Annotated in this window: 15 protein-coding genes; 12 read left to right on the top strand and 3 right to left on the bottom strand. The window is 39.8% G+C overall.

What is annotated here, in order from left to right:
- The first annotated feature begins 189 nt into the window (after window positions 1-189).
- From AB9R92_RS08340 to AB9R92_RS08300, 9 genes are all read left to right on the top strand, one after another.
- Window positions 190-2,643 carry an SIR2 family protein gene (locus tag AB9R92_RS08340; RefSeq protein WP_370668999.1) on the top strand — a complete coding sequence of 818 codons (2,454 nt, stop codon included), beginning with the start codon at window positions 190-192 and terminating at the stop codon, window positions 2,641-2,643.
- A 686-nt stretch (window positions 2,644-3,329) separates the two neighbouring features.
- Entirely contained in the window at window positions 3,330-4,469 is a 1,140-nt protein-coding gene (locus AB9R92_RS08335) for a hypothetical protein (RefSeq protein WP_370668998.1), read from the top strand.
- Between the two features lie 168 nt (window positions 4,470-4,637).
- Complete coding sequence (locus tag AB9R92_RS08330) at window positions 4,638-6,044, top strand: KAP family P-loop NTPase fold protein (RefSeq protein ID WP_370668997.1); 1,407 nt, start codon at window positions 4,638-4,640, stop codon at window positions 6,042-6,044.
- A gap of 260 nt (window positions 6,045-6,304) precedes the next feature.
- A complete protein-coding gene (locus tag AB9R92_RS08325) occupies window positions 6,305-6,526 on the top strand; it encodes a hypothetical protein (protein WP_370668996.1) in 222 nt (73 codons plus the stop codon).
- 442 nt (window positions 6,527-6,968) lie between these two features.
- Entirely contained in the window at window positions 6,969-8,516 is a 1,548-nt protein-coding gene (gene istA, locus AB9R92_RS08320; protein WP_370668995.1) for an IS21 family transposase, read from the top strand.
- The gene (gene istB / locus AB9R92_RS08315; protein WP_370668994.1) at window positions 8,513-9,256 is read left to right on the top strand and encodes an IS21-like element helper ATPase IstB; all 744 of its coding nucleotides are present in this window, start codon (window positions 8,513-8,515) and stop codon (window positions 9,254-9,256) included. Before istA ends, istB begins: the two co-directional genes overlap by 4 nt.
- A 268-nt stretch (window positions 9,257-9,524) precedes the next feature.
- The gene (locus tag AB9R92_RS08310; RefSeq protein WP_370668993.1) at window positions 9,525-11,732 is read left to right on the top strand and encodes a Piwi domain-containing protein; all 2,208 of its coding nucleotides are present in this window, start codon (window positions 9,525-9,527) and stop codon (window positions 11,730-11,732) included.
- A gap of 111 nt (window positions 11,733-11,843) precedes the next feature.
- Window positions 11,844-13,025, top strand: a complete 1,182-nt coding sequence (locus tag AB9R92_RS08305; protein ID WP_370668992.1) for a DUF3800 domain-containing protein — start codon at window positions 11,844-11,846, stop codon at window positions 13,023-13,025.
- 272 nt (window positions 13,026-13,297) lie between these two features.
- Window positions 13,298-13,591, top strand: a complete 294-nt coding sequence (locus AB9R92_RS08300) for a hypothetical protein (RefSeq protein WP_370668991.1) — start codon at window positions 13,298-13,300, stop codon at window positions 13,589-13,591.
- Between the two features lie 319 nt (window positions 13,592-13,910).
- Here the strand turns inward: AB9R92_RS08300 and yfkAB are convergent, their stop codons facing one another.
- A complete protein-coding gene (gene yfkAB, locus AB9R92_RS08295; RefSeq protein WP_370668990.1) occupies window positions 13,911-15,041 on the bottom strand; it encodes a radical SAM/CxCxxxxC motif protein YfkAB in 1,131 nt (376 codons plus the stop codon).
- A gap of 221 nt (window positions 15,042-15,262) precedes the next feature.
- Here yfkAB and AB9R92_RS08290 point away from each other — a divergent pair, with 221 nt between their 5' ends.
- Window positions 15,263-15,589, top strand: a complete 327-nt coding sequence (locus tag AB9R92_RS08290) for a hypothetical protein (RefSeq protein WP_370668989.1) — start codon at window positions 15,263-15,265, stop codon at window positions 15,587-15,589.
- Between the two features lie 136 nt (window positions 15,590-15,725).
- Here AB9R92_RS08290 and AB9R92_RS08285 read toward each other — a convergent pair whose 3' ends face one another.
- Together AB9R92_RS08285 and AB9R92_RS08280 are read right to left on the bottom strand one after the other, a co-directional pair.
- On the bottom strand, window positions 15,726-17,255 hold the full coding sequence (locus AB9R92_RS08285) for an FAD-dependent monooxygenase (protein ID WP_370668988.1): 1,530 nt from the start codon (window positions 17,253-17,255) through the stop codon (window positions 15,726-15,728).
- 253 nt (window positions 17,256-17,508) lie between these two features.
- Window positions 17,509-18,390: an oxidoreductase gene (locus AB9R92_RS08280; protein ID WP_370669101.1), complete on the bottom strand. Its 882-nt coding sequence runs from the start codon at window positions 18,388-18,390 to the stop codon at window positions 17,509-17,511.
- Window positions 18,391-18,654: 264 nt separating this feature from the next.
- Here AB9R92_RS08280 and AB9R92_RS08275 point away from each other — a divergent pair, with 264 nt between their 5' ends.
- Complete coding sequence (locus tag AB9R92_RS08275; protein ID WP_370668987.1) at window positions 18,655-19,254, top strand: hypothetical protein; 600 nt, start codon at window positions 18,655-18,657, stop codon at window positions 19,252-19,254.
- Between the two features lie 127 nt (window positions 19,255-19,381).
- The gene (locus AB9R92_RS08270; protein ID WP_370668986.1) at window positions 19,382-20,701 is read left to right on the top strand and encodes a short-chain fatty acid transporter; all 1,320 of its coding nucleotides are present in this window, start codon (window positions 19,382-19,384) and stop codon (window positions 20,699-20,701) included.
- Window positions 20,702-20,945 lie beyond the last annotated feature (244 nt).

Genomic DNA, 20,945 nt, shown 5'->3' with positions numbered 1-20,945 from the left:
AATTGTTGGGGGGATTTTACGAAAAGTAAAAAAACTTAATAATTCCAATATTATTATTTTTTTAAATTTTCTTTGAGTCTTTTATATCTTCAGCTTAAAAAAAGAGGTTTAAAAAGCGAAAAGACATTCAGATGAATTCACCAGTTATCATAGTAGACATATTATCAAATTTAAAGAGGTGGAAATCCAATGTTGTTAGAAGAGGCAATAAAACACATACTTGATGGAAATGCTTTATTATTTTTAGGTGCGGGATTCTCAAGAGATGCAACTAATATTTCAAATAAAAAAATGGCTGATGCTGTTGATTTTAGTAATCTACTTTCAGAAGAAATGAATTTAGATGAAGTAGGGACTTTGGATGAAGTTACAGACTTGTATTTGCAGAGCGCTCCTAATGAGAGGGAACTAGAGAATAGAAAAAGTAATTTAATAAGAGAGATACAAAACTTATTCTATACAAAAGAAATAACTAATTATCAAAAAGAAATAGCGAAACTTCCCTGGAAAAGAATTTATACTACGAACTATGATGACACAGTGGAGTTTGCATATGATTTCAAAATTAACACGTATACTATGAATTCGAAGCAAAATGACATTTTAAATAAAAATTGTGTAGTCCACTTAAACGGATATGCACGATCTGTTAGTAGTGATGAATTGGAAAATGATTTTAAATTAACGACTAGAAGTTATTTGGTAGATAGTTTTTTAGCCAGTGAATCAAAAAAAGCCTTTGATCATGATGTAAGAAATTCAAAAGCTATAATAATTATTGGGGCTTCTCTCAAATATGATTTAGATATACAACGTGTTTTGTATATGCCTGATGAAGTCAAGAAGAAAATAATGTTTATTGATAAAAATGGTGATAGATATTCTAAAATAGATAGTGCTAGGAAGGAATTAATAGGAGATATACATAATATAGGAGCAGAAGGTTTGTTGGAAGAAGTATTGAAAGTTAACCAGAGTTATATTCCAAAACAAAGTAATGAAGAATTGAAGTCTTTTTCTATAATAAATAATAGTTATAACTACACATATAAAGAATTGGATGAAACTGATATATGGAGTTTACTAATTCATGGAGAAATTGAAGATTTACTTTTGAATATAAATAAAGAAAATAATGATTATTTAATTCAAAGAGATGTTCTTGGGACTATCGCTGGTGATCTCATGAATCCAAAAATGAGAGTAGGGATTATACACTCTCATTTAGGAAATGGTAAAACATGTGTTTCGAAAATGTTAGCTCATAAATTAACGGGAAAATATGAAGTATTTGAGTTTATAGATCTTGATGGAGAATGGGAATTAGAAATTGAAAAGATAAATAGAATGGAAGGAGATAAAGTAGTTTTCATAGACAATTATCATAACCATCTAGGGGTAGTTTATAAGATTTTGCATATGACTACTGTTGAAACAAAGTTGATTTTAACAAGTAGATCATTTATTAACCAATCTGTTTATTTTCGTTTAGAAGAGAAAATAGCAAAGGATCAGATTATCAATGAATACGATATAAATTCATTAACCGAGAAGGAAATAATAAGATTAAGTAAGTACTTGATAGATAGAAATTTTACTGGAGTTTTCGACTCTTCGATTGAAGAAACTGCGAAAATAATTAGAACCCAATGTAATTCAAGTATGTTAAATGTATTGTTGTTTATTATGAAATCTAAAATTATTGAAAAAAAAATCAATGATGTAATTGAACCAATCCTAAATGATAAGATAAAAAAAGATATTTTATTGGCGGTAATCGTTAATAATTCTTGTACTTTGGACTTAAGGTTTGACGAAATCATATCATTATTAGGCCATCAGCTAAATATAGCTACGTTAAAAAGAGATAAAAATTTAAATGAGATTGTTGATATAGATAATAATATAATTAAAATGAAATCTTCAATTTTATCCAAACATATTTTGGTTTCTAAAAATTTGAATATGAGCATGGTAGATATTATTGAAAAAATGGTGGTAGAAGCTGTAAAATTGTCTGACGGAAGTTGTAAAATAATACGTGAAAAACTTATTTCTATTTCTAATGTTAGAGAAATACTTGTACAAACTAGAGTTACTGATAACAAGGCTATTAATCAGCAGGTTCTAAATTATTTTGATAGACTCGAGAAATTAAAAGTATTTAATAGCAATATATTTTTTTGGATGCAATACGGAATGGCTTGTATTGATGCAAACAAATATGATAGAGCAGAAGTTTATTTTGATAATGCGTATAAACTTGCGGAAAAAGCGAAAAATTTTAATACGTATCAAATTGATACTCAATATGGAAGGTTTATATTAGAAAGAAATATTGATGAAGATAGAAGTAATGAGTCTGTAAAAGATTTAAAAGAAGCTGTAAAATACTGGAGAGCCGCAATAAACAAAAATAGAACTCAAACTTATTATGTATATAAACAATTTTACTTAATTGAAAGTTCTATTCTTAAAAACTTAAGTCGTTGGAATAGTCAACAAAAAAACCAAGCTTTAAGTATTTGCAATACTCTAATCGATTTAGTCAGTAAAGAAAGAAGAGATTATAGACATACATTGAAGTCTTTGGAAAATTGTAAAAAGAAAATTTTAATTTCTGCAATAGGGGAGAAAAAATAGAGAGTATAGGAATGTGTAGACAATAACTTGTTGCCTATTGTCCAACTAAGTTTAACTACAATGGCATAGAGCAGAAGCCGTATCTTTTAACCTGAAAAGTTAATAGATACGGCTTTAGTCTTTATTCGAGCAATTAAGTATTCATTTCTGTGTTCGATTAGAGAGAATCTAGAAGCTGCTAAAAGTGGAATGTTGAAATATTTCTTTTTGCCAAACTAATTTTACTAAATAAAAGTTACAATCCTGTTTTAAAGTTTATTCAAGTTGATCTTTAAAAACCAGATAAAAGGAAAATGACAATTTGAAAGAACTGAACGTGAGGTGCAAGACCTTATATTAACTAGAAAGAATCTCATAACTAGAGTATTTTAAAGAATTTAATTACTTGCGGAATCTGTAAAGTAGCTGAAGTGGGGAGTTTTGTTCCGGCTATAACGGGGATAAATAAACCGGCATTGACATCTTTATAATCCTCAACTTATATTTATAGCGTCAATTCAAGAAAATCCTAGATTCGATAACCTAGATAGTACTACTGATCACAACCATAGTTTAGGATACGAAGGGAAAATTGTGCGATATGAATTGAATGAAGCTCTAGTGCTATTAGTTAATGAACTATACTCTAGCGTGTCACAAATAGAGTTGAGAATAAAAGAATGATTAGTTGGGAGGCAAATAACTTAATGAGAGATATTAGTATAGATTTATTCAGTACAGAGCTAAAAAAGGTAGAGTTACATCCAAACTTCAAAGTCTTAATAGAAGATGAAATACCTTTTCTAAGAAGGGAAATTGAAAAGTGGGCTACAGGATTTTTAGACAGAGATAATAAATTTATAAGAGAATTTCAAACTACATTTAATTCTTCTTTTTGGGAGTTATACCTTTTTGCAGTTTTTAAGGAATTAGGTTTAAAAGTGAATTTTTCTTACGATAGACCAGACTTTAATATTGAAGGAGAAAACGATTTTTGCATAGAAGCAACAGTTGCACTTAATGCAAATGGAATGACACCTGAATGGGAAAGGAAATATTCCAAAGAAGAAATAGAAGAATGGCTTGAAGGAAAAATAGAGGAAAATGCTACTATAAGGCTTGCGAATGCATTTGTTGGAAAGTCGAAAAAATATGAAAGTTATAATAAACTTGAGCATGTTAAAGATAAACCTTTTCTAATTGCTATTGCACCGTTTGATTCCCCATACTTTTTCACTCAAAATACTCAACCCATATTTAGGGTTCTATATGGTTTTGATAGATATATAGCTATCGATTGGGATGAATACGATCGTGAAATTATTGATGGAGTTTTAATCGAAGAAATCGAAAAATCTAATGGAGCTAAAATTCCTCTTGGCTACTTTACTAAACCTGATTATTCTCACGTCAGTGCTGTAATTTTCAGTAAAACTGCTACAGTAGGGAAAGCAAGAATATTGAGTGATGATCCACGAGTTACAGTAGTTAGTTATGACAAATATAATGATTTCGGTACTCAACCAATAAGTGGTTTAGCAGAAAAAACTACTTACCAAGAAGATTTAACAGATGGACTTATGATATTTCATAACCCTTATGCTAAGAATCCTATTGCTAAGGAGGTTTTCAAAGATAAAAATATAGCTCAGTATACTTATAACATAAAAACTGGTGAAGTTATCGGTGAGGTACCACATCAGTTTCTATTTAATAGAAGTGTTATTGTGTATCAAACAGAAAGATATTCTAAGAATCAGTTAAGAAAGTTTCGAGAAAGTATTATTAGGCAAATTCGATTAGGAGAATTTGAGAGTGAGCAAGTATTTCCTAAATTTCATAGTTGATGCAGACTTTGTGCCTTAAACTAAACTATTAAAAATACTAGCAAATCTAAAGCTTTAGGTATTTCCTATAGTTTTTATTTGAGTTATAAAATATCAAAAAATCTTGATGGTGAAAAATAAGCGACTTGCACAAATAGAATGATACTCATTTATTATGAAGGAGCTAATATGACAATTTTAAATCATTTGCCTCTGACTGAAAGTCATCACGATAAATTAAATTTTGAGCCAAAGTCTAAAGAAATCTCCAAATTCATAAAAAAATTCCCTTCACATTTTCCATGCGCAATTTCTGTAAACGGTTCCTGGGGTTCAGGAAAATCGACCATGCTAAATTTCATTGAAAAAGATTTAAGGGATAGCAATGTGAATGTAATTCGATTCAACCCATGGATGATAACTGATAGAGACTCCCTAATTAAGAATCTATTTGAAGAGATATATTATTCTATTGATGATGGTTATGACAATTTGAAATCTAAGTTCATAGAATATGCGAAGAAAATCATTCCCTCTGCGACCAAAGCAGCTGCCTATGCTGGAGCTGCTGCTCAAGGTATAGATCCAAATGGATTGAGTATTTTAGCAAACAGTGCTGAAAAAACTTCTCAAGGAATTAGTCAATTACTTTTTGATAAACCTTTATCAAAAAGAAAGAATGATTTGAGTAAGGAACTAAATCGGATTTTCTATGGGTCAGAAGAAAAGATAGTTGTGATTATAGATGAGTTAGATAGGGTATTTCCGAAAGAAATTTTAGTAGTTTTTCAAATGATGAATGCAGTATTAAATTTACCAGGAATACATTTTGTTATTGCAATGGATGATAAGGCAATAAATGAAGCGTTAACAAGCGAAGGGTTTAAAAATCCTGAATATTATCTGCAAAAGATTTTTCAAAAGAAGTATTATATACAAACGGATTATCAACTTAGAACGCTTACGACAAATGTTTTAAAAAGCGTCTTTGATATAGATAATACTAGTTACAAAGCACTTAATAATAATTTAGAGGCCTTCATTTACACTAATCAAAATAAGTGGATAACTGTATTAGAGGATGAAAAAATCAATGGTTACATTTCTGAATTAGCTAGTTTAGAAGAAAACGAAGGAGCAGATATAGAATACATGGTCCATAGTTTAAATGATATAAATAGCTCGTATTGGAAGTTGTTTAATCTATTTTCTGAGGAATTGAATTTACAAAACCCCAGAAAATTTATAAAACTAGTAGATTTTATTTATGAAAACTGGGAAGAATACTATAAAATTTTGAGTTCAAGAAATTACAATTCTGACTATGAGATGCAGGCAGCATTTTTGATGTTATTAGCTTATTATGAGTATCCGATTGATTTTCATTACACAATTTTCGATAATCGATATTCTTTGGATAAAGAAGCACCGGAATTTTTAATTGCAGTAAGAAACCATTTGAATCTTACTTTACCCGGATTTAATATAAAACAAGGAAATAGAACAAGAAGAGAACGGAAAACAGAAATTATCAAAATAGTCGACAGTTATTTCAATAAATTTCCTGATTATAATCATGTAGATTCTAATCTATAAAGTCGTCAAAAGCTTCTATCTACATAATTGGGATTACAGAGCATGTGATTTAATTCCTTGCACAAATGTTGAAGGAATAGGTTATAAGTTTAAATGAGCGAGTGCTCGTTAGTGAGTTCAGCGTCAAGCAGGAACTCGTGCTACTCAATGTACAGTTTATCGAAGAGTGCTACGAGCCGTATCTTCGGATATTTCGGAACTACGAGGAAGCTGATTTGAAATCGCGGACTTTGGCGTAGATCGTGGGGGAGAACCATGCCTTGATTGTGGCTATTAAAAAGAAAGCGAAATACATCGAAAAGAATTCTAAAGTGAAAATTAATATCGGCATCAAGGCTCTGGAATACTGCAACTTGGTGAGCTTGAAACAACTGGTGCCGAAAAAAATCAGTCTGCAGCAACTAGCAGGGCAAGAGGTTCTGTCGGAATTGCCGGTTGAAGTGATGGAAGATGACAAGGCGTATGTGCCACAGAAAAATTAATAGTTAAAACTATACCGAAAACACCCTCTACTGAGCTGCCGGCATCCACATGCTGACATTTTAGTGAAGGGTGTTTTAAATTCTAACGCTATATAAGGGACAATATAGAAGGATTTGAATAATACATTATACTCTAGCCAATAACTACATCTGCAAAGCAGCTGAAGTGGGAATTTTATTCCGACTATAATGGGGAAAATTAAACCGGCGTTGACACGGCGTTTACATTTGTAGAAAATGTTTGGAAATTGTTTCTCTCTGTTTAGAGATACCAAGAAATATATTCTAATATTAGTTGCATACAGCCACTTAACAGAACCACCTGTGCCATATTTTAGAACCACTTCGGACAAGAAATAGAACCACTTAAGACATGCGAGAACCACTCCTATATAATTAGTTTGCGGAATATTTCGCAAATTGATGGTATAGGAGGTTTTTTATGATCAAATATCGGGAGATTCTCCGGCTGAATTCTCAACAAGTATCTAAACGGGGAATCGCAGCAAGCTGTAAGTGTTCACGCAACACCATCACGGAAGTGCTGGAGCAAGCAGAAAGGAAAGGGATTTCCTGGCCCTTGTCGGAGGATTTCGGAGACAAAGAACTTCAGAAGCTTCTGTTTCCCGAGAAGCATGTGAAAGACGAAAGGCACTTGCCTGACATGGACTACGTCCATAAAGAAATGGCAAAAACGGGCGTGACGCTCTCGCTACTCTGGCATGAGTATGTGATCGTCTGCCGCAATGGAAATCAGATTCCCTACAGCTACCGTCAATTCTGCCGGGAATACAGCAAGTTCGTCACGGCAACCAAAGCTACCATGCGCATCAAGCGGAAGCCGGCTGAAACTCTGGAAGTTGATTGGGCAGGTTCTACTATGAGCGTCCGAGATCAAACGACCGGTGAAGTGCACGAGGTCTTTCTTTTTGCGGCTACTTTGTCGTGCAGCTCCTACTCGTATGTCGAAGGATTCTATTCTATGAATTCCCTGAATTGGATCACCGGGCATATCCATGCCTTTGAATTCTTCGGGGGCGTCACCCAGACCGTGGTCCCAGACAACTTGAAAACCGGCGTTGATAAACCGTCTTATAGTGACCCTGTGATTAACCGAACGTATCAAGAGCTAGCAGAGCATTACCAGACGGTTATTATCCCCGCGCGCATCAGGAAACCAAAGGATAAACCAAGTGTCGAAGGAACCGTCGGTACCATCACCACGTGGATTATCGCTTCTTTAAGGAGCCAAGTATTCTTTTCATTACAAGAACTGAACGAAGCCGTTCGGCTTAAATTGGATGAATTCAATCAAAAAGAATTTCAAAAGAAAAAGGGAAGCCGGCTCTCTGCCTTCTTGGAAGAGGAGAAGTTTGCGCTTCTGTCCTTACCTGCTTCCCGATACGAAATGGCTCACTGGAAGAAAGCCACCGTACAACCAGATTATCATATCGTAGAAGATAAAATGTATTATTCCGTGCCCTATGAATACATTAAACATGTGGTAGAAATCCGTATCACCCGAACGATGGTGGAGGTATTCTTCAACAACTTCCGGATTGCCTCCCACAAGCGATTGTTTGGAAAGGATGGACAAACGTCTACGGTGTTCGAATATCTGCCCGCTAAACATCAGCAATTTCTTCTGTTTACGCCAAAGCATCTTATTGAATGGGGAGAGTCCGTCGGACCCTCTACGGAAAAAGCAGTGCGCACGATTTTAGCCAATGGCACCAATGAAAAGCAGGCATTAAAACTGTGCCAAGGGCTGTCTAAACTCGTTGCGCAGTATAGCGAACGTGAACTCGAAGTGGCTTGTGAAAAGTCACTAACCTTCTCTCCAAGGGTGAGCTTGAATACGATCAAAACAATTCTAAAAACAGAGCGTGAAGTCAAAGCGACGACTCTGTCACAAAAGAAAACTGTTAGCCTTTCAAAAGAGCATGGGTTTGTCAGAGGGGCAGACTATTACGGGAGGAAAGACCAATGACCATTGAATCCACGATCACCAAACTAAACGAGATGCGCTTGAGCGCGATTGCCGATACGTATTATGAACAGATGAAAGATCCGCAATACCAGGAACTGTCGTTCGAAGACCGTTTTAATTTATTGATCGATAGTGAGTACATCCGCCGAAAGAACAATAAATTGGATCGGCTGATCCGGTCTGCGAATTTACGTATGCCCGATGCTTGTGTTGAAGACATCCAGTACCACGAAGACCGCAAGCTCGATCGCACGACCATCTTGCGTTTAGCCAGCTGCAATTACATTGGCGAGAAGCAGAACGTCATCCTAAAAGGCACATCTGGCAACGGAAAATCCTATTTGGCATGCGCACTTGGAATCAGCGCTTGTCGAAATGGCTATACAGCCAAGTACATCCGCCTGCCCGACTTACTCGATGAGCTTGCCCTGGCACGATTGAACGGAACCTATCAGAAACACATGAAAGCTTACCGAAAGGTAAACTTACTAATTTTGGACGAATGGTTGCTTGTCTCTCTGACAGAGCATGAAGCCCGTGATGTGCTAGAGATCGTCGAAGCCAGGTATCAAAACGCCTCAACCATTTTCTGTTCTCAGTTTGAACCTAGCGGTTGGTATGAACAGATCGGAGAAGCCACGCTCGCAGATGCCATCCTTGACCGTGTCATTCACAGTTCTCATTCCATTTTGATTGATGGCAAGATTTCCATGCGCGAAAGACTTGGGATTCAGTCATAAGCATAAAAAGCCGCCGTTAGGCGGCCTTCTTATTCTTATGAGTGGTTCTCGCATGTCCGAAGTGGTTCTAAATTTTGTCCGAGGTGGTTCTATTTTATGGCACGAGTGGTTCTCGAGCTTGTCTTTCTTCAATTAGTAGAGTTGTATTTAGAAACTCAAGAATATGAAGTGCGAAATCTTATATAGTATTAAACTTTCGAGTAGTTAATGAAACTTTCTGACTTTTAAATCGTATATTAAGGTAAATAATAGTAAAAGAGGCGAGAATATGGAAGCTTATATAACAGAAGCAGTTGCAAACGAAAAAGCAAACACCATTAAAGTCCACATTTATAAATTTCCTTTAGAAAATCAAGATGATCGATATAAAGGAGTCTCAGAAATTTGCAGAACACTTAAATGGAAGAATAGAAACAATGTCATAATCTATCGGGAAAGCAGTATTATGGCTATTGCTGAGATCAAGAATATGGCAGGTTATGAAGCAAAGTCATATGACTACCGCATTATTGATGAACATAGTAATTTTGAGTGTGGTTTGTTAGAACAACTTATCAAAGCGAGTTTATTAAAGGCGGGAACCCATCGCCTTGACTTAAAGCAGGTGGGATATGATTTGCAGAAAAAACAAGGGGAAAAAGCTGGTGAAGTACTCGTTTACCCTGCGTTATCTATTCATGTAAATATTATCGACAATAAGATACATATTGGATTTAATCTTACTCATAAATTTGAGTATACTATTACCCTTCAACAAATGATTGAACGCAATGAGGTAATAAAAGATCAACTGGAATTAGTAGATACCTCAAATCCTTATAGCAATTACACATACTTTTTTGATCATTTGGCTGATTATGGAGTTTATGATAATTCTCCTTTAATGAATCAATCCATCGTTGAATATTTTGACCAAAAAGGTCAAAAGTTTAAAATCGGTCAACTCTCGAAAAGTACAAAAGTTGCTCATGTGAAAACGCGAGATGGCAAAATAATTGTGATGGCAGCACAGTTTTTAAAACCTGTGTGCAGTTACAAATCAATGAAGGCAAATGAAATTTCAGCAGTAAATAAAGTGATTAAGCTTAAACCTTTATTTCGCATGAAGCAGACAATGGAAGATTCGTTGAATATTTTAAACAGCGTAAAGTACTTAACCTTTTCTCCTGAACCATTTTTAGCGAAAAATAATGGTTATGAAATAAATAAATTGGAAGATTCGACTGTCTTATTTGATAAGCCGCAAAAGTGGCCGGTTTATGGATTAAAGAACGGAAAAATTTATAAAGGCGGGGAAATGACAGTAAGTCTCTTTGTAGATGAAACAGCACTAAATGAATCAATAGATAAGGTTTTTGTATATAAGTACTTCTGCATCTTAAGAGAAATTGCTAGAAAACATGGAGTTAAAATTGATATTAGTAACCAAACAAGGAGTATAAGTGGCAAGTTGAACCAGGACTTTTTCAAGAATTTTGACTGGCAGATAAAAGAGCATGAAGCAGTATTTGAAAATACGACTGTTTTAGCTGTACTGAGTGTGCCTCATCTTGAACTATATGAACCTTTTAAAAAACAATTCGGAGGAAACTGGGATATTTCTTCACAAGTTATTTCTGTTGACCGATTAAAAGAGTTTCACAAGATGTTATCCAGTAATAAGGAACTTTCATTTAATATTAAAGATGATGAAGCCGTTAAACGGATAGCGTTAAGCGTTCAAAATGATAGAAACCTGTCTTATACTTTCTACAATATATTATTAGGCTTGTATGTGAAGAGCGGAATGCAGCCTTGGGTTTTGAATAAAAAAACAAATTCTGACTGTTTTATTGGGCTTGATGTCAGCCACGAAAAAGGCCGTAGCACAGCAGGCATAATTAACGTTATAGGGAATGATGGACGATTAATAAAGCAATCAGCAGTTGGGGGAGCAAATGCGGGAGAAAAAGTTAGTGATGAACTTCTAAGAGATACACTTAATGAAGTGCTTCATAAATATAGAGTTCAATTTGATGTATTGCCTAAACATGTAACTATTCATCGTGATGGTTTTTGGAGAGAAAACACGGAGCTAATCTCAGAGGTGCTGGGAGCAAAAGGAATTCAATTCGACATTGTAGAAGTGATTAAATCCCCTAAACGTCGAATGGCTTATTACGACTCGAAAGATAATAAAATGGAAACACGTCAAGGCACTTATTACTTTAGAGGTAAAGAGGCATTATTGTGTGCAACGAATCCACGAGAACAAATCGGTATGGCACTTCCGATTAAAGTAGTTCAAAAAACGAGTGCGTTAAGTTTTGAGCAAGTTATAAGCGATGTATATGCATTATCCTTCATGCACGTACATGCATTGAATAAAACAAGACTTCCAGCTACTACCCATTATGCAGATCTTAGTTCAACTTTCTATCAGCGAGGTATGGTAGCAGCGAGAACTACCAATGAGACACATTTGCCTTTTGTATAACTTAGTACAAGTTTGCAAGAAATATAGTTGGTTGCCCCTTGGTTAGTAGAAACTAAAAAATGAACTACTATGACATTACTTTAGGTGTATATCTGAAATGGGAGTGGTTTTATGAATAAAGGATTAGAAGAAGTCTTGGCAGAAATGGATAATGAAGTAATAAACGAAGAAGAGATTATTTTAGTAGATGAAGAGAAAGAGGCAGAGCGTATAAAAAAAGGGGAAGAGCTTTGGATTGCTGTACAACAAGGAAATACTAAACATTTGATAACTAAAATTGCAACTATATTAAATAAATATCCTGAAACAAGAAATTCAGATGTTGCTCTTATGATTAAGTATTGGGAGATATTTCAAGAACATCGAGGAGGATCTGTAAGTTTTGAGAAATTATTTGAACTCGAACGATTAACCTCTATAGCAAGAGTACGCGCTAAAATTCAAAATGAATACCGGTTATTCCAAGGTGATAAGAAAGTTAGAAGATTTAGAAGGGACAATGAGGAAATCCAGAAAGAAATTCAAATAGCAACTAAACCCGCAGTTGATTATATTTCAATATATGCGGATGAAAGTGGAAAAAACGATGAGTTTGCAATTGTAGGTAGTGTATGGATTCTAGCAAACGAAGGAGAACTTAACAGTGATTTAGTTGAATGGTCGCAACAAAGAAAGCAAGAAGATATTTCGTTTCCTGACGAATTTCATTTCAATAAATTAAAAAATAACGGCAACAATCTTCAAACTTATAAAGATTTTGTAAACTTCGCTATTAGTAATGGTCACATGGTAGGGTATAAAGCTATAGCAGTAAATCAAACTAAACTTAATATTTCTATAGATGATTTAAATACAGAATTGTTTTATCAGTTAGTTAGAATTGGGATGGAACATGAAAGCGAAAGTGGAAGAATTCAATTGCCTAAACAAGTAGCTTACTTTAAGGATAAAGAAGATGGTGAGAGTGCACTTCGGATAAATCAAATAAAGCAATCTTTAATTGATAACTTTAAAATACATTATGATGAAAAGGTGAAATTAAATGCTTTTCATTCATTGGATTCTAAAATGAGTAGACTTATACAAGTAGCTGATTTATTTACAGCAGCAATTAATAGAAAGATAAATCATCAACAAAAAAATCCTGAAGCCAATCTAAATGCAAAAGATGAATTTGCTGATTATCTATTCGAATTACTTAATATCGAGGTATTAAATTATAATGCTGAGCAGATAGCAGAGATAGCAGACCAGTCAAAAAATGACTTGGCTACATTATATATTTTTGACTAGGTAGTTATAATGCTCACTGAGAACGACATCAAAGAAATTAAAACTTAAAGTTATATTTCATTGATTGAAAATCCTAGTATGGTTGTTGGACCCGAATGAGACGAACCAATTAAGCAGGTTCTTCTTAAAAAATTGCTGACACGACTCGTAATGCCTGACAAGAATGAAGAGTTTTTGAAATGTTCGGCATTCATTACAACTATTATGCAGTGAAATTCAAGTTGTAGGCGAAAGTTATTTTTTAATTTCTTTGAAGAAGGGAGATGAAAATAATGGCTAATATAATTGAATATTGGATTAAAAGAGTAGTGTATCTTTTTAAAAGTTATGATACAAAAGTAAAAGAACTAAATGAAGATTATAGGAACTATGCTGATTGTAATAAAAAGTTTTTTTATGATGATTATATGGATCGGCGAAAAAGCGATAAAAAATTAATGATAATATTAATAGCCTTTGGTATCAGTCTACTAATTCTTATTGCCAATAAAATTCGGGCAAAATTGAAAGCTAAAAGAAAAAAGGAAACGCGTCTTATAAAACAACATAACTTTAAACGATTTTGATAATATATTATAATTTATACCTATATATTTACATTTGCTGAGTCAAGGTAATAAGTATTGCTTTTTCTTTTTATTCACCCGTACAAATTGTTTAGGAATTGTACGGTATTCTGGTAAGCAAACCAATTAGACTTGGGGAAAAGCGAAGAATTTATTGTAACGAATCCCAATAAATTTCTTACTTTTAAACTTAAGGAGGTTAGAAGAATGATTCCATTACGGATTCATTTCCCCTAGCCTCCTTTAGGATATCTCAACTCTCTTTAAACGCAAAAACCCGATCCGGTGGGAAGTTTCCACACCGGATCGGGCTTTTCATTTAAACGGTAATATTCGATTTTTGGACGGTGAAATCGATGTCCGGGTAGTAGGCGTCTTTCACTAATAAATTCGGTCCGAGGCATTTGGCCGCTGGGCAGTGGCAGGCGATTGTTTTGGCTAATGGCCGCTCCAGCCAGCGGTCAAGCATCGCTGGCAGGGAATCGTGCTGGATGTTGCCCATCGCGGGTGTGTCGCCGAAATCGGTGACGATGACTTCGCCGGTGAAGATGTTCACATTGAGCCGCGAGCGTCCGTCCGGGTCGTTTCGGACGGTGACGTTTTTGCTTGCGTGGATGCGGTTTAGGAGTTGAATGTCTTCGTCGTTTTGGCTGCACGGGTAAAACGGCAAGGTGCCAAAGAGCATCCAGACATTTTCATCGCGGACATCTAGTAATTCGTGGATCGCTGTTCTCGTTTCATCGAGCGACAGCACTTCCAATTGGCTGGCGAAATCGCTTGGGTACATCGGATGCACTTCGTGGCGCGCACATTTCATTTCTTCAATGATTTGCTTGTGTATGCTCTTCAGGTGAGGCAATGTCCGCTTGTTCAGCATCGTTTCCGCTGAGACCATAACGCCTGCTTCTGCCAGTGCACGGCTGTTGTCGATCATGCGCTGGAATTGTTCAGCCCGCCGCTCTCTGGAAGGCTTACGTTCCATATTGGCAAATCCGCCATCGACAAAATCATCGATGGTGCCCCAGTTATGGGAAATGTGCAGGACATCCAAATAAGGGGCGATTTCCATATAGCGATCCAGCGGCATCGTCAGGTTCGAGTTCATCTGGGTGCGGATGCCGCGTGCATGGGCGTATTTCAGGAGGGGCAAGACGTAATTGGCGACCGATTTTTTCGAGAACATCGGCTCTCCGCCCGTCAAACTGATGGTCCGCAAATGAGGGATTTCATCGAGTCGCGAAAAGAGCAGCTCGATCGGCAGCGCATCCGGATCCTTGTGCGCGAGCATATAGCCGACCGCACAATGTTCACAGCGCATATTGCATAAATAAGTTGTGGTGAATTCGATGCTGGAAAGCGTCAATTTCCCGTGGTCTTCGATATCCATATACGCTTCCCATGGATCGTATTGAGGGGTGATCTGTTTAAGTGTTGTTGCCTGGTTTTCCATATGTACCGAACTCCTAATCATTTTTTCGACTCTTAAGTATGCGCTTTTCCAGTGTCTCACGCAAGAGCTTGTTTAATATGCCATAAAGGGTGTGAACTAGTTTCATTTGTTCCTTTATCATTTTTTAACTAAATATTCTATTTTTTTGAGCTTTTCACTAGTAATCAAACATTTGTTCTGGTATATTAAAAGCATATCACTATGGGATGAGGTGGATTTCGATGGTGCTAGCGATTAAAGAAGTGAACGGATTCGAAAAAGGTATGGAATATACGAGGGATCTTGAGTTTTTGTCATGCTTTACAAACGACGAACATCGGGTAGTCTCTTTAATAGATGCAGAGGGCAATGTTTTTTACTGGACGACGACGGAAGATTCGCCTGAATATCGAAACTTCCGGTTAAAAGCTACTTATACATTTAAAGTGAGTTATATATCGACCATATTGGGCCCTTCAAGCCCGAAGGTCATCATTGCCGACTTGAAGGACCTATCAGCCAGAAAAAGTATGTATGGCAAGGCAAAGCGCTTCAAATTAAATGCTTGATTCACATAAATCATCGCCTTGTGTCGAAATCGATACAGGGTGTGGGCTGCAATTGCATGCAAAATAAGCCGTATCCAGAAACCTCTATGGTTAATGGATACGGCTTATTTTGTGTGTTTTCATTGTTGTCTCGATCTCACTTTGCTCCAAACGCTTCGATCCCAAAAGACTCCAAATACATCTTTAACACACGCAGCCATTGCCCCTCAGTCGCAAGCGCCACGTGGCCATCCGGACGGATCAGGTACAGTGCGTCTCGCTTGAATCCGGCGTTTTTCATTTTTGCTTCCCAAGGGAATTCACGGAGATCAATAGAACGCGAGCGGGCAAAATCAATGAGTTCAGGAGTCGCTTTGCCGTAGATATGGATTTGCCAATCGACGGAGCGCAGCGGCGCGAAGTTATCGCCATCTGCGGTTTCAATCCACGGCAAGCGCATGCCGGCGAAGATTTTTCCGGCTTTGCCTTTGCTCAGGAGACTGCTGCGGTAATTGATATGGATTTGAGATAAGATCCGAAATGCGTTTTTTGAGGCGAACGGAAATTTGAATACGGACGGCAAGACATAAGGGACGGCATACTCCCGGAGTAAAGTCCCCGGCAGTTTTTGATTGACGATCGTTTGGAACGCTTTGTCGGTCGTTGCGATCAAGCGGCGTGCAAAGGCAATGCGCTCTTGTTCGTAGGTGCCCAGTATCGTGGGAGCGGCTTTTCCTTGAACGACCGCCGCGAGTTTCCAGCCGAGGTTGATGGCGTCCCCGATGCCGGTGTTCATGCCTTGTCCGCCGGTCGGGCTGTGCAAATGGCCGGCGTCGCCCAGGATGAAGATGCGCCCTTTTTGGAATCGCTCGCTGACGCGGTTATGGACGCGGTAGGTCGAGAACCAATTGACCTTGGCGGCGTTCACACGGATTTTATTTACAACGTAATCGTTGATCTCTTCGTAGGTGACCTCGCTGCGTTCGTAGAATTCCTCGGGCACGATGCCGAGTATGCGTTTCGTGTAGGCGTTGCGGACAGACATGTAGAGCATGAAGCCGTCATCGTCCATGTACATGTCCATCTTTTCCATGTCGTCGACCGGCTGTTCGGTTTCGATGTCGGCGACAAAGAACAATTGCTTGTACGTGCCGCCTGGAAAGTCGAATTCGAGCCCTTTCCGGATCATGCTGCCGGCGCCGTCGCATCCGCATAAATAGGCGAATTCCACGGTTTCTTCCAGTTGCCCTTGCTGCTGCAAAACGGTGTTCACGCCTTGGCCCGTGTCTTCAAACGAAATCAACTCGGTGTTCCATTCCACTTCGACGCCGATTTTGCTTAGTTCGTCGACGAGGATTTCTTCGTGATCGTCTTGCGGCAAACTCAGGATGAACGGGAACGGGCTTTGCCCTTTGCCGAGTTCATGAAATTTTATTCTGGTCCGCACTTTTTGGCCGTCGCTGACATCGAGCGACAAAATCGGATGCCCCTGCTTGATGTTGCGTTCGGCGAGGCCGAATTGCTCGTACTGCTCCAAGATGCGCGCATGCACAGCGAGCGCACGCGAGGCGGTGCCGGTTCCTGCGTTTTTATCGATGATCCGAAACGGCACGCCTTGGCGCGCCAGGCTATAGGCCAGAGCCAGGCCAGTGGGGCCCGCTCCGACGATTAAGATTTGTGGGTTCATGATATAGGCCTCCTAATGAGTATCACGTCTTCCGATGGATCATGTGAAAATAAAATTGAGGATAGAAAAAGTGCGAAGTACGTGATACCGAGCGAAATAATCTTGTACAGCTACTATATCCTTAATTGAAGGGTTTCAAGCATAAGCGGGCGCAATAAACGAAATGCCAGAAAAAACGTATGCGGATTTCCCCGGAAGGATCCCGCATACGCCCGTTTTTCGTGCCTTGAATAAGTTCCGTTCAAAAACCATATTAAGTGAAATCAAACGTGACGCCGGTCAGCTCTTGTGACACGTCCCACAGTTTCTGGCGGGTGGCCTCGTCGTTCACTGCCGGGTCCGGTTTCTCTAAAGCGGGATAGCCTCTCCGTTGGCCTTTGCCGTCCGGCCCGATGTATTCGCCGCCAGTGATGCGAGGGTCGGTTGCGGCATAGACGGTCGGAAGTGCGCCCATCGCGGCAGGCTGCAAGTAGCGGTTCATGAGCCCTTTGAAAATGCGGGGCATTTCCCGGCCGCCGAGCTTGAACAGGTTGGTCGAAGAAATCCCGGGATGGCATGCGATGCTCAGCGTCGATAGCCCGTGTTGCTTCAACCGCTTATCAAGTTCCGTGGCAAACATCAAATTCGCCAATTTGCTTTGGCCATAAAATTTCATCGCTTTATAGCCTTTGGAGCCGTCCAGGTTGTCAAAATCAATGGATGCATTTCGGTGGGCGAGGCTGCTGAGTGTCACCACACGCGAATTCTCTGTGCGGAGCAGCAAAGGCAGGAGCAAGCCCGTCAAGGCAAAATGCCCGAGGTGGTTGCTGCCGAACTGCAGCTCAAAGCCGTCTTTTGTCTTCGCATAAGGCGGCGTCATGACGCCGGCGTTGTTGATCAGCAAATCGAGCGAGTCGAAGCGGCTGGTGAACGTTTCAGCAAAGTTTCGTACGCTCTCCAAATCGGACAAGTCGAGGTGCATAACCTCGACAGTTGCCTGAGGCGTTTCTTCTAAGATTTCTTGTTCAGCGTTTTTTCCTTTTTCGGTATCCCGGACAGCCAAGATGACCCGTGCGCCTAGCCGGGCGAAGGTTTTAGCGGTTTCCAGCCCGAGCCCGCTATTGGCCCCTGTGATAATCGCTGTTTTTCCTGTCATTGTATGGAATTCCACAAGCTCAGCTCCTAGTCAGATCGATTCTACTTGAATGTACCCTAATGCAGCTGTTGATAATCGGGTGAGAAAATGTCCCTGTGTGCGACACAATTCTAAACGATTCTGACAATACACGACAATTTATTCCCTATACACGGATGCCTTCTTTGGAGCTATACTTTACGTATCGATTCATTTTTTTATGCAGCGTTATAAACTGTGTATAAGTTGTGTGGTGCACAGGGACGAGCGAAAGGAGCGAGAACCATGAACACGATTACGAAGACCATTATTGCGGGCAGTGCGATCTTGTTGCTCGCTGGCTGCGGAGACGAGGCGAACGACGTGCCGGAAGAAAATGCGGTGAATGAACAAGCAGCAGAAAACACTACAGAAAAAGAAGACAGCACGCCCGTAACTGAAGAGCAAGAAGGGACTCAAGCGACTGAGCCGGAAGAACCGGCAGCCGAACAAGATCAAGGCGCCTTGTCTTCCTATTCAAGCGAGCAAATCGAATACGCCCGGGTGTGGCTGCAGCTGGGGCCCAACCAGGACATCGACGGCTTATACGTCAAAAAAATCCCTGCTGGGACACCACTTAATCCGGACGATGGAACGAGCGGCGCTTATCCGGAAGATGTGACTCAACTCGCGGGATCGCGCTTGGTGGATGGCGTCGTCACTTATAGCGGCAACGGGGACGGCACGGTGAATGTCTACAATGTACCGCTACGGTGGGACGGCGAATACCCGGCTGGCGAGGAATTCTACGCTGAGCTGATCGACAATACGGAGCTGGTGGCGATTGAAGCAGGGGAAGACGAAGACGTGATTCGCTTGATCGAGTTATTGAAAATGGAACCGTGACGCGCATGTTGAAAAGAGTGAGCAGTGGATTGTGCTCGCTCTTTTTTTCTATGTTTCACAGACGGGCAGGGGAAAATAAGGTAGCATTGGGAGCGGAGTGAAAATTTGAACAAAGGGGAGTTTGAAAATGAAAGGGATTACACGCTTTTCGAATCGGTTAATGGAACGCTATTTACCCGATCCGTTTTTGTTCGTCATCATTTTGACGGTCGTGGTATTCGGGCTAGGCTTGGGCTTAACGGATTCGTCGCCTGTGCAGATGGTGGCGTTCTGGGGGGAAGGGTTCTGGGCGCTTTTGGCGTTCTCGATGCAAATGGTGCTCGTGCTCGTGACAGGTTTTGTATTGGCGAGCAGCCCGATTTTTAAAAAGGGGCTCGGGAAGCTTGCGAGTTTTGCGAAGTCACCGGGCAGTGCCATTCTGTGGGTGACGGTTGTGTCGCTCGCAGCAAGCTGGATCAACTGGGGCTTCGGCTTGGTCATCGGGGCCTTGTTCGCCAAAGAATTGGCGAAACGCGTCGGGAACGTCGATTACCGTTTGCTCATTGCGAGTGCTTATTCCGGATTTATAATTTGGCACGCCGGGTTTTCGGGGTCGATCCCGTTATCCATCGCCACGGAAGGCCATCCGTTCATCGACAGGATTGGCGTGATTCCGACGGCAGAAACGATTTTTTCCAGCTACAACTTGCTTATCATTGCGGCCTTGGTCATCATCGTGCCCTTGTTGAACCTTTTGATGATGCCAAGAAAAGAGGACACCGTGACAGTCGACCCCGCCGTGTTGGTCGACCCGCCAGTGGAAGAACTGCCGCCAAAAGCGGACATGACTCCAGCGGAACGGTTGGAGAACAGCTGGATCTTGTCGATGGTCATCGGCGGGTTGGGCATCGCCTTTATCGTCTATTATTTCGCCAATAACGGTTTTGCGTTAACGCTCGACTTGGTGAATTTCATGTTCCTATTCCTCGGCATCCTGTTCCACGGCACACCGCGCAAGTATTTGACCGCCGTTCAAGAAGCGGTCAAAGGCGCAGGCGCCATCATCGTTCAGTTCCCGTTTTACGCAGGGATCATGGGCATGATGACGGCATCGGGACTCGCGGCGGTCATTTCAGAAGCGTTCGTCAACATCTCCACGGCAACCACCTTCCCGCTGTTCGCGTTCTTAAGCGCCGGTCTCGTGAACTTTTTCGTTCCGTCCGGCGGCGGGCAATGGGCGGTGCAAGCGCCGATCATGCTGGAAGCGGCGGAAATGCTCGGCAGCGACCCGGCGAAAGTCGCCATGGCCGTGGCCTGGGGCGATGCCTGGACGAACATGATCCAGCCGTTCTGGGCCTTGCCGGCACTCGCCATCGCCGGGCTCAAAGCGAAAGACATCATGGGCTTTTGCGTCATCGTGTTGGTCGTGAGCGGCGTGGTCATTGGACTGGGCTTATTGTTCTTATAATTAAAAAAGACGATCTTGCAAGGGGCAGATGTGCCTTTTGCAAGATTGTTTTTTCGCTTTTATAATGAGGGAAGTCACACAAAAAAGAGCAGTGCCAGAACTAGGCGCTGCTCTTTTCAGAGTGTTGAAGAAGTCTATAATATTCAATAAATGAAAAAAGTGTGACGCTATTCCACAATTAAAAAACAACGAATTATCTCAGTATTTGGAGAAGCGTTCGCTCGACTCCTGCGGGGAAGCGGGT

This window comes from Planococcus sp. SSTMD024, assembly GCF_041320495.1.
GTDB lineage: Bacteria > Bacillota > Bacilli > Bacillales_A > Planococcaceae > Planococcus.
This window is presented reverse-complemented; position numbering and strand designations above follow the sequence as displayed.